The organism is Aquiflexum lacus (assembly GCF_015476655.1).
In the GTDB taxonomy this organism is placed as follows: Bacteria; Bacteroidota; Bacteroidia; order Cytophagales; family Cyclobacteriaceae; genus Aquiflexum; species Aquiflexum lacus.
The window spans coordinates 50,630-62,698 of the sequence record NZ_JABFHF010000004.1; the positions used below are offsets into that span (position 1 = coordinate 50,630).

At 42.6% G+C, this 12,069-nt stretch carries 6 protein-coding genes; all 6 read left to right on the top strand.

The genetic code is table 11. The features are described from left to right. The 6 genes from HMJ38_RS05245 to HMJ38_RS05270 all read left to right on the top strand — a co-directional run bounded on the left by HMJ38_RS05245 (window position 1) and on the right by HMJ38_RS05270 (window position 11,979). Window positions 1–5,322 carry an ATP-binding protein gene (locus HMJ38_RS05245; RefSeq protein WP_194973322.1) on the top strand — a complete coding sequence of 1,774 codons (5,322 nt, stop codon included), beginning with the start codon at window positions 1–3 and terminating at the stop codon, window positions 5,320–5,322. Beyond that, entirely contained in the window at window positions 5,319–6,050 is a 732-nt protein-coding gene (locus tag HMJ38_RS05250) for an FIST C-terminal domain-containing protein (protein ID WP_194973323.1), read from the top strand. Before HMJ38_RS05245 ends, HMJ38_RS05250 begins: the two co-directional genes overlap by 4 nt. Window positions 6,051–6,056: 6 nt before the next feature. Continuing rightward, entirely contained in the window at window positions 6,057–8,108 is a 2,052-nt protein-coding gene (locus tag HMJ38_RS05255) for an adenylate/guanylate cyclase domain-containing protein (protein ID WP_194973324.1), read from the top strand. A gap of 31 nt (window positions 8,109–8,139) precedes the next feature. Further along, window positions 8,140–9,300 carry an FIST signal transduction protein gene (locus HMJ38_RS05260; protein WP_194973325.1) on the top strand — a complete coding sequence of 387 codons (1,161 nt, stop codon included), beginning with the start codon at window positions 8,140–8,142 and terminating at the stop codon, window positions 9,298–9,300. Further along, window positions 9,301–10,422: a sensor histidine kinase gene (locus tag HMJ38_RS05265; protein ID WP_194973326.1), complete on the top strand. Its 1,122-nt coding sequence runs from the start codon at window positions 9,301–9,303 to the stop codon at window positions 10,420–10,422. It begins immediately after the preceding gene. A gap of 198 nt (window positions 10,423–10,620) precedes the next feature. Further along, entirely contained in the window at window positions 10,621–11,979 is a 1,359-nt protein-coding gene (locus HMJ38_RS05270; protein WP_194973327.1) for an aldehyde dehydrogenase family protein, read from the top strand. Window positions 11,980–12,069 lie beyond the last annotated feature (90 nt).

The window sequence follows — 12,069 nt, forward strand, 5'->3', positions numbered from 1 at the left end:
ATGGATGCTAAGAAGAAAAAAAACCTGGAAGAGACTTACAAACGGATCCTCAATGTAGGCTTCTGTATAGTTCCCTATGAAGATATATCGGATATCATAGGTCCCGACCCCATGGTATATGGCACTGCCAAAGATGAAAGGATCCTATCTTTTGAAGGTGTGGAGGCTTTGTTCAAATCCCAATATGAACAAATGGGAAATATGAAGCCTGCTTATGAGCGCAAAAGAATTGCCCTGCGGATATCAAACAGTGGGAACAATGCTTGCATCATAGAAGAACTTACGTTTACACTTTCTTCTGATAAAGAAATTCATACCATTTTTATGAGGGCCACCTGTGTGATGGAATACCTGGACAACCAATGGAAACTCACCCACTGGCACACTTCAACACCGGTAGATACCGAAAATGATCCATGGCACATGGAGGAGTGGAAAAGGGAAAAAGAGAAGCTCCAGCAGCTAGTCGATGAGCAGACAGCGGCATTAAAGCAAAATAACCGGGAATTACAGATCGAAGCGGCTTTGGAAAAAATCCGTTCCAGCTCTTTGGCCATGCAAAAACCCGATGACCTGAGAGAGGTAGTGAAGGTCTTATTTGAACAAATGCAAGGGCTAAGCGTGGATATGGGTTTTGCATCGGTAAGCATTTTTATTTTTGAAGATGGATCAAGGAATATCAGACAATGGCTGCCCTTGCCGGATGGTGTTTCTTCAATGAGTGTACCCTATTTTGACCATCCGATTTCTTCCGACCTTTTTGATGCGAAAGAAAATGGGGAAGATTTTTTCACAAAGGTTTATACGCTCGAAGAAAAGAATACCTGGCTAGCACATGGTTTTGAGCATACGGATTACAAAGATCTTCCAGTAGATTTTAAATCCTCTCTACTTCAGGCTCCAGGCTATGCCATTGCCATCACACTTGCTAAGAATTCGGGAATATGCATTCCCAGTTTTGAAGGGAAACTTCCTACGCCTGAAGATATTCAAATCATGAAACGGGTGGGCAAAGTCTTCGAGCAAGCCTATATCCGCTTTCTCGATCTCCAAAAAGCAGAAGCGCAGGCAAAGGAAGCGCAAATAGAAGTGTCATTAGAGCGGGTACGATCAGCCTCAATGGCAATGCACAAAACCGATGAACTGGGAAAAGTGGTAGAAATGCTTTTTTTACAGTTCTCTGAATTGGACCTTGATTTTTATCAAGTATGGATCAACATTTTCCGCTTGGAAGAAGGAGTCTCCGATTGTTGGTTTTCTCCCGTAAAGGGAGTAATTAATGAAGCATACACCGCTCTAGTACCCCTTGAACCCTTTGAGAATCTATCAATAAAAACCTGGAAAGCTGGTGAAGAGTTTTCCTATTTATCATGGAATGGCCTGGGGGAAGTGGATAAAGTGATGAAGGAGTTGTCTGCGCTGACGAATCATCCAAGTTTTCATCAAATCCAGAAAAAGAAACGTATGAAACGCGTGGAAATTGTCGATTGTAACCATAAATATGGGGTGATAGCAATGGCAAAGAATGAGGATATTACAGATAATGACCGATCCATTCTTAAGCGTTTCGCAAATGTTTTTGAGCAATCCTACACCCGCTTCCTTGATCTACAAAAAGCCGAATCGCAGGCAAGGGAAGCCAAAATAGAATCGGCATTAGAAAGGGTAAGGTCCCGCAGTTTGGCCATGCATCATTCATCAGAATTATCGGCTGTAGTTGATACATTGCTTAAGGAGTTCACCAATCTTGAATTCACCCTTACCTTCTGTATCATCAATTTGATTGATGAACAAGACATGAGCAATACAGTTTGGGCTGCCAACCCAGAAGAGGGAAAAGACCCGGAATCCTATTACATGAAATTTGAAGATTATCCCTTCCATCACGCCATGTGGGATGCCTGGAAAGCTCAGAAAAAGCGATTTGTTTATACCATAGAAGGAGAAGAGAAAAAAATCTATGATCAATATCTTTATAATGATACTGAATTTCGACGTTTCCCAAAAAACGTCCAAGAAGCAAATAAATCCCTAGAACGCTATGTCGCCGGCTTTACATTCTTCAAGTATAGCGGACTACAAACAGTGAGTGTTAATCCTATATCTGAAGACGAATTAGAAATTCTCGAACGCTTTGGTAGGGTCTTTGAGCAGGCCTATACCCGCTTTCTCGATCTGCAAAAAGCAGAGGCACAAGCCAGGGAAGCTGAAATCCAATTGGCGTTGGAAAGAGTGAGAGCTAAGACCATGGCCATGAAAACCCAGTCTGATCTCCTCGGTATCATAGAATTATTTGGCGAACAACTGAATGCTGTAGGTATAAGGTTTGATAACGTCACGTTTATCGAAGGACCCATCACAAAAAAAAGAGACTGGGATCTATGGAGCTATGCGCCGGAGGCAGAAAATACAACCGATAAAATTCTCATTCCTTATATAGAGACTCCGTATTTCACAAAAACAGCAAAAGCTGTAAAAGAGTACCAAAAGACCGGCCAGCCCATCCAAGTAAAAACATTCACAAAGAAAGAGAAGAATGAATTTCTCGACCACTATTGGAAGCATGTACCAGCTGTGTCAGATGAATTTGTCAATTATGTTAATGCCACTCCAGGTTCAATAATAGTAGATGCTTTTTTGGAAGAGATAACTGTTTCTATGGTAAAATGGAATACAGAACCATATACATATGAGGAACTTGAGATTTACGAACGCTTTGCAAAAGAGTTCAGGCAAACCTATATCCGCTTTCTTGATATCAAAAAAGCTGAAGCTCAAGCTAAAGAGGCAAAAATCGAGGTAGCCCTCGAAAAAGTGCGCTCCCGAACCATGGCCATGCAAAAAGCAGAGGAATTGGGAGATGTAGCGACAGTATTATTCAGCGAGCTCAATACATTAGTTGATAATTTATGGACTTGTGGCTTTGTTCTATGTGAAAAAAATCGCCAAGAAGATGAGTGGTGGCTGAGCTTAGATAATGGTTTGATCCAACCGTTCTTCCTCCCCAATATTGGGGACTATGCGCATGAAAGCCTCTATGAAGGATGGAAAAAGGGCGAAAGCTACCGGACGGTAACACTGCAAGATGAAGTGCTTCAGGAACATTACGATTGGTTGATGAATATTCCAATCTCCAGGAAGATATTTGAGGAAATGGAAGGTTCAGGCATTCCGCGTCCAAACTGGCAGCGACTACACGCGGCCTACTTTAAGACCGGTTACCTGGTGATCATTACCGAAGTCCCCTGTGAAGCGGAAGAAATTTTCAAGCGCTTTGCACAGGTTTTTGACCTGACTTATACCCGATTCCTGGATCTTCAAAAAGCTGAAAATCAAGCCAAGGAATCACAAATCGAGGCATCTCTGGAGCGGGTTCGGGCTAAAGCCCTGGCCATGCACAATTCGGAAGATCTACGGCAGACTATCACCGCCATTTTTGAGGAACTGAAAGGATTAAATATTAAAACAATCCGCTTAGGACTGGGATTGGTCAATCCGGATAGTCCAGAAGGTGAAATCGTCACATCCCGAATTGACGAGAAAGACCATATTCTTGAGGTGAGCGGAAAGTTCAGGTTAGAAGGTGACCCGGTTCTTGATAGTGTTTACAATCACTTTAAGCAGCAAAAGGATTATTTCCCCATTCTGGAAGGGGAGGAAATAAATAGTTACTATTCGGCGCTACAGGGGTATGTGAATGTGCAGGGACAGGGAACTGATACAAAACACTTTGGCTGCTTCCTCTATTTCAAAGAAGGATGTCTTTACGCCTGGTCAGCAGAACCGCACTCGGAAGGACAGATCGGCATTTTAAAGAAATTTTCACGTGTCGTGGAGATTACCTACCGCCGGTATAAAGACCTTTTAGAATCCGAATACCGGGAAAAAGAAGCTGTCAAGCAAGCTTCCCTTGACCGGGTCCGGGCAGAGATCGCCTCCATGCGTAACACCAATGACCTGGAACGCATTACCCCACTCATCTGGAAAGAACTCACCACATTGGGTATTCCCTTTCTCCGGTGCGGGGTGTTCATCATGGATGAACAGGAAGAACTCATCCACACATTTCTATCTACGCCCGATGGCAAGGCCATTGCAGCATTTCATCTGCCTTATACTTCCAATCCTTTTTTTAATGCCATTGAAGAATGGCGGGCAAAAAAAATTCATATTTCCCACTGGGACACAGAAGAATTTTCAGCACTCGCAGATTCATTGGTCAAGGAAGGGCAGCTAACCAACCGTGAACAATATTTGAATAGTGTCCCAAAAGGCGGCCTTTATCTTCATTATGTACCGTTTTTGCAAGGGATAGTATATGTCGGAAACACTGCTGAACTGACTAATGAAAATCTGCAATTGGTTCAGTCGGTGGCTGATGCTTTCTCCACTGCCTATGCACGATACGAAGATTTTGTCAAGCTAGAACAGGCCAAAGCTGAAGTAGATTCCGCCATGAGCGAACTCAAAGCCACCCAATCCCAACTCGTCCAACAGGAAAAACTCGCCTCCCTCGGACAACTCACCGCAGGAATCGCCCATGAGATCAAGAATCCGCTGAATTTTGTCAATAATTTTTCGGAGGTGTCTATTGAGATGATTGAGGAGATAATAGATTCAAGACACAAAGTCCTGTCCCGAGAATCGGGAAGACAAGATACAAGACTCAAGACGGAGGCTGATGAAATTGAGGATGAGATTTTGGAGGATATAAAAGGAAACTTGAAGAAAATACATGAACATGGCTCGCGGGCAAATGGTATTGTGACATCGATGCTACAGCATTCCAGGGGCGGATCAGGGAAAATGGAACCCACTGAGCTGAATGCGCTAATCAAAGAATACGTCAATCTTAGCTTTCATGGCATGCGGGCAGGGAAGAACCCGATCGATGTTGATTTGGTATTTGATGTAGATCCAGAGTTAGGGGAAGTGTCCCTGATCAAAGAGGATTTTACCAGGGTGGTGATCAACTTGTGTAATAATGCTTTTGATGCAATGCGGAGTAAAAAGTACCAAGTAAAAAGTACAAAGAACCAAGATGGGGCAGGAAAGGATGAAAATTATGCACCAAAATTTAGGGTGACAACAAGGTCGGAGAATGGGCAGGTAAGGATAGCTTTTGAAGACAACGGACCTGGAATCCCAGAAGACATCAAAGATAAAATCCTGCAGCCTTTTTTTACTACCAAAAAAGGAACTGAGGGAACGGGATTGGGACTGAGTATTACCCAGGATATCGTGAAGGCGCATGGGGGAGAATTGGAAATAGAAACAACCATTAGCAAAGGGACAAATTTTATTATCAAACTAAACAGATGAAAGCAAGATCTATTTACGGCAAATCTCCTGAGGAAATCAAAGCCGCTTTAAAAGCAGCAATAAGCGATGATTTTATGCCCACTCTGGCCATTGTCTTTATCTCCATAAAGCAGGATCGAAAAGCAGTAAGCGAAATCCTTGCAGCACTGGACATCGACGTGTTCGGGGCGACATCCTGCGGGGAGTTTGTTGATGGTCACCAAAGCAAGGGCGAAATAGCCATCCTCTTGATGGACTTATCACGGGATTCATATGCTATTGTGTTTGAAAATATGGGAGCGCGGAGTATTCAGGCAGCAGCTAAACAAGTCGCTAGTTCTGCCATCGCAGAGCGGGAAAACAGCCATGAAATATTAATCAAGTCACCCATGAACATTGATCGCGAAGAAAATGCGCTGGTCATGGACATGGAGATGAAGGAGGGCGAGACTTTCTGGTTTTCGGTTCCTCCTGATTTTGATATTGTGGAGGAAATCATCGATGAAGCAAAAGAGGTCAAAAAGGCTGCAGGTGGAGATGCAGATGCCTTGCTGGTATTTTCCTGTGCAGGAAGAGAACCGGCGCTTGGCCCATTGGTAAGCATGGAAAATGAAGGATTGGCCGAAGTATGGAAAAGCCCCATGGCAGGGTTTTTTACTTATGGGGAATTTGGAAGGGCAAAAAACGGACAGCAGCATGTCCACTCGACGGCATGTTGCTGGGTGGCATTGAAAGAGAAATCAAATTAAATAACTATGACAGTATCACGTCAACTTTCCGCCATTATGTTTACCGATATTGTCGGCTACACAGCAATGATGGGTAACAATGAAGAAAAAGCATTTAGCCTAATCAAGATGAACAGGGATATCCATCTAAATGCTATTGAGCCGCATAATGGCAGACTTATAAAGGAGTTGGGGGATGGTATGCTATTAAGTTTTCCATCGGTTTCAGAGGCTATGCTTGCTGCAATGAATATTCAGCAAGCCTGTGAAAAAATAAGCGAAATCAATTTGCGTATCGGCATTCATTATGGTGAAATAATTTTTGAGAATAATGATGTATTTGGAGATGCGGTCAATATTGCTTCACGCATTCAAACGCTTGGGGTACCGGGATCCATTCTTTTTTCAAAGAGTATCGCTAATGAAATAAAGAATAAATCAGGGTTTGAACTTACTTCACTTGGGTCTTTCGATTTTAAACATGTAGATGAACCCATGGAAATATTCGCGCTTTCCAATCCTGGGTTTGCTGTACCAAAGAAGGCTGATATGGATGGAAAACTAAAAAGCGCTTCTGAGAAATCAACCTGGAAAAAGAATGTGTGGATCCCGATAGGGCTTTTGCTATTCCTGGTTGCGGCATTCATTCTATTTAAAGATCAGTTGTTTGGTACAAAAGGTGTAACCTTAGAAATGAGATCGATGGCCATTCTGCCTTTTGAAAATTTACAAAGGGACAGTACTTTATATTTCCTTACGGATGGCATTCCTGAAAATCTCATCAACAGCTTATCTGCATTAGAAACTCACCTTAAAGTATTTTCGCGTTCCGCCACTTTTGGATTGCCCGATTCCGCAAAAACAAACGAGCATTTGCATAAGCTCTTAAATACCGACCTGGTAATGAGGGGCTCGTTGCAAAAATCAGCGAACGAGAGTTTTCTGAGGTGTGAGTTGGTGGATGCAGTAAGTCAGAATCAGCTTTGGGGTAATAAGTACTTGTTGGACATGAATGATATTTCGGGTCTTGAAAATTCTATTCTTGCAGATCTGATGAGGGCACTGAAAATTCAATCCAAAAATGAAGTAAATGAAAACAGGGAAGTAGATCCGGCTGCCTATGCCGAATACCTGATGGGCCGGCATTTAAGTTATGGATCAACCCCACAAGAATCGGAAAAAGCCCTTGAGCATTTCAGGGAAGCCATCAGAATAGACCCCAAATATGCATTGGCTTACGCCGCTCTTGCCAATGAGAAAGTTGTGCAGGGGCAGTTCGGAACAGCCTCCACAAAAGAAATTATATACGAAGCACGAACGGCATTGGAAGCAGCTAAGGCACTGGATCCTTCGATTCCAATGATATATACTGTGACAGGCGCACTGAATTTTTATTATGAATGGGAATGGCAGGATGCTTTAGAAGCATATAGAAAGGCATTGGATCTTAGCCCTGCCGATGTACAGGTTTATATCCGGTATGCAACAACCCTGGCCATTTTAGGAAGACATACAGAATCAATACCATTGGCAAACAAGGCTATCGAATTGGACCCGGTTTCTATTTCAAGCCTGCACAACCTGGGATGGTGTAACCTATTAGCAAGTAATTTCAAAGAAAGTCATGAAGCATTTGGTAAAGCACTTGAATTACATCCAAATTGGATTTGGGGTTATATAAAGAAAGCTTATGGGCATGCACTTTTGGGCGAATATAATGAAGCCATCATGCTGGCTGATAAGGCGCAAACATTATTGGCAGATGGTTGGGGTTCGGAACTCATCCAGGATGCACTTGCATATATTTATACAAAATCTAATGAAAAAGAAAAAGCCGACGCAGTAATAGAGCGGTTTTTAACATATGCTTCTCAAAACACCGTGAAAGACCCGTCCACCCTTTCATCCATTTATTACCTTAATGGGAATTATGAAAAAGCGATCGAATGGGAGTGGAAAGCGGTAGAGCAAAATTCCTCTAACGCCTATACCTTTTATATTCCTCTTAAATATGATAAAGTCTTTTTTAATAGCGAGGAACATCAGCAGATCATAAAGGCAATGGGTTTTAAAAAATGACAATTAGTATAAAAAATTAAAAAAAGAGGTTATGATAGCAAAATCAATCAAAGGGAAATCAGCAGAAGAAATACAAAAAGCATTGGAGGAAACCATAAGTGATGCCAGCCAGCCCAATGACCAGAATTTCAAACCGACCCTTGCTATCATTATGATAAGCAATATGGACGATGCGGAACCTCTTCGCTCTATTTGTGAGAATCAGGGCATTGCAATCTTCGGGGTCACTGCACCACAAAACTTTACAGATCAGGGAATTACAGACAGTGATATCGTTGTGATGCTTCTGGATATTAAACCGGAGAACTTCAAAATAGTGTTGAACGATTACGAAGGATCGTCTGCTTATGAAGCCGGGTATAATACAGGTATAACTGGGAAGAGCGCTTTTAAGAATCCGGGCTTCATCATTTCACCATTGGATTTCAGAATTTCTTACGATGGGCTCATCCAAGGATTGACGGATGCCGCAGGCCAGGATATTATGATCGCGGGCGGCGGTAGTGGTGATCCGGCTGACTTTACAGGAATCCTTTTCACCAATGATGTATCAAGTAAGGGGGGATTACTTGCACTCATTCTGGATCAGGACAAGGTTGCGATGAGCGGTCTGGCTGTTTCAGGATGGAAGCCGGTAGGGACAAGCAAAAAAATCACGAAATGTGAAGGCACTTGGGCGCTCACCATTGACCATGAACCGGCGATGCATGTCATTCAAAGATTCTTAGGGAATGATATAGTAAGGGATAATCCAGAAGGAAGTGGATTTATTCCAACAGACCTTGGCTATCCATTACAGTTTGAGAGGGCATCAGGAAATGCCATTATGAAGCCTGCGCTGTTTTTCAATCCTGCTGATCAATCCGTCATGATTGCAGGTGGTGTAAATGAAGGAGATCAATTCCGTTTTTCCCTGCCACCGGATTTTGATGTGATTGACAAAGTGGTAGAAACCACCAGAATCAGTAAAGAAAAGGAGATGCCGGATGCCGATGTGTTGTTGGTTTTTTCATGTGTAGGAAGATTAGGGACTTTTGGTCCACTGATCTCCACAGAAATAGAAGGTCTGGCATCCACCTGGGGCAAGCCCATGATAGGCTATTTCTCCTTGGGTGAATTTGGAAAACTGGATGAAGGACGCTGTGAATTTCAGGGAACAACGGTAAGCTGGTTGGCATTGAAAGAGAAGTAAATGAACACACACCTCCAACATATCTTAGACACCATTCAACAGATCGAGAACCTTTCTGAGGAACAGAAATCAGGCATCACAAAATCGCTGAAGGCTGCTGACAAAGATATGACTATTGTGGAATTCATGCTCGATCGCACGGAGAAGGTAAAGCGGACAACTGCGACTTTACTCGAGGAAACTATAGAAGAGTTGGAACAAAAAAGGGTAGCGGTGGAAGAGAGTAATCTGGCTCTACAAAAAACACTCGAGGATTTAAAAGCCGCCCAGGATCAACTCATCCAACAGGAAAAACTCGCCTCCCTCGGCCAACTCACCGCTGGAATTGCCCATGAGATCAAGAATCCGCTGAATTTTGTGAATAACTTTTCGGAAGTGAGTTTGGAGCTTTTAGATGAAATAAAAGAGACAAGAAACAAGAGACAAGAAACAAGACCAAAAACAGAGGAGGACGAAATTGAAGAGGAGATTTTGGAGGATATTAAAGCAAACTTGAAGAAAATACATGAACACGGCACCCGGGCAAATGGTATTGTGACTTCGATGTTGCAGCATTCCAGGGGGGGATCAGGGAAAAAAGAACCTACTGATTTGAATGCCCTGATCAAAGAATATGTCAATCTCAGCTTTCACGGGATGCGGGCCGGGAAAAACCCGATCAATGTGGATTTGGTATTTGATTTAGATCCAGAGCTAGGGGAAGTGTCCCTGATCAAGGAGGACTTTACCAGGGTGGTGATCAATCTTTGTAATAATGCTTTTGATGCCTGTGCTGAGCGGAGTCGAAGTACGATGAGGGAGAAGGAGTTGAAGACGGAAGACGGAAGACAGAAGACGGAAGATGGGGCAGGAGTGGATGAAAGCTACCTGCCAAAATTGAGGGTATCCACAATGCTTGAAAATGGTCGGGTTCGGATAGCTTTTGAAGACAATGGACCGGGGATTCCTGATGAGATCAGGGACAAGATCCTACAGCCTTTCTTTACCACCAAAAAAGGGACTGAGGGGACGGGTCTTGGGCTGAGTATTACCCATGATATTGTGAAGGCGCATGGAGGGGAGTTGACCTTGGATAACAAACCTGACGAAGGGGTTTGCTTCAATATAAATTTGCCCTTGTAGTCAAAAGAAATGAAACATATAAAATCCTGATAAACATAAGTATAAAATAATTCGGAAAGCAGAAGAATAGTTGTAAATTATAGGTATTAAGTACTTAAATTATTGATAAATGCAGGAAATCGAATTTCTAACCCTTGAATTCTTAAACACATTTGTAAATTTTTAAACATTAAACAAATAACCTAAAGGACTAACAATATGGAGACCAAAACACTTTCGAAAGTTGAACCTGCTAACGTTTTTAAAAGTCAGAAGCGTAAAGCCCTACAGTTAAAAAAATCCACTGCCCAGGAAAGGATAGTCAAGTTGTCTAAATTAAAAGAAGCGATTAATGCCAATGCTGAAAAAATCTTGGAGGCCTTGTACCTCGACTTTAAGAAACCACAGCAAGAAGCTGGAATTGAAATCAGTGGAATTACGAATGAAATTGATTTTATCAATGCATTTTTAGAATCTTGGATGACACCTCAGGTGGTACCTACGCCGGAAGACTTTGGAGGTGAAGCATCGGATTCAAAAATAATTCTGGAACCCAAAGGCGTTGTGTTATTTCTTACTCCGTGGAATTACCCCTTCTTGCTTACCATACGCCCCTTGGTTGCCTGCATTGCTGCCGGTAATACCGTCATGGTCAAACCTTCAGAACTCACCCCCCACTCTGCCAAGCTGATGAAGAAGATTTTAGAGTCGGTATTTCCGCAAGACGAGATATGTGTGTTTGAAGGAGGTGCCGAGGTAGCTACTGAGCTATTGAAGTTGCCTTATGAGCATATTTTTTATACGGGAGGTCCCCAAGTGGCAAAAATTGTCATGAAAGCAGCAGCCGAAAATTTAAGTTCCGTGACCTTGGAATTGGGAGGCAAATCTCCTTCAATAATTGATGATTCTGCAGATTTAGCAGAAGTCGCCGGAAAATTGGCCTTTGGAAAATACCTCAATTGCGGACAAACCTGCATGACCACAGATTATGTCCTGGTTTCCGAAAAGCGAAAGGATGAATTTTTGGCTACTATGAAAGCGACCATTGAAGCCATGTATGGCCCTGAAGGTCCGGGCATCAGCAGCACCGCCTATTCTCGAATGGTAAATAGAAAACACTTCAACAGGGTAAAAAATCTTCTTCAGGATGCCTTGGACAATGGCGCTACTCTGGTAGCAGGCGGACAGACCGATGAAGAGGAAAACTACATCTCGCCAACACTCCTCGCAGATGTAAGCCCGGACCATATCATTATGAAAGAGGAAATTTTTGGCCCGGTGCTCCCGGTAATGACCTATGAAACTTTAGATGATGCCATCGATTTTGTAAATCAACGTGATCATCCCTTGGGATTATATGTGTTTGGGAAGAATAGAGCAAATATTGAAAAAGTGATCAATCAAACTACCGCAGGCGGAACTGTCGTGAACCATACCATACTGCACAATTTATCTCCATTTTTACCATTTGGAGGAGTAGGTCACAGCGGATTCGGAAAAGGAAATGGTTATTATTCTTTTTTGGATTTTTCCAATCAACGACCGGTTATGGAGATAAAAGCTGGAATGTGGGCTTGATTTAAACATATCATGCAAAGTTTTTAGCATTTGGATTGTTTGTCCACTCCTTTAAACCTTGCATTTTTTATAATCCACTCGAAATAGGTT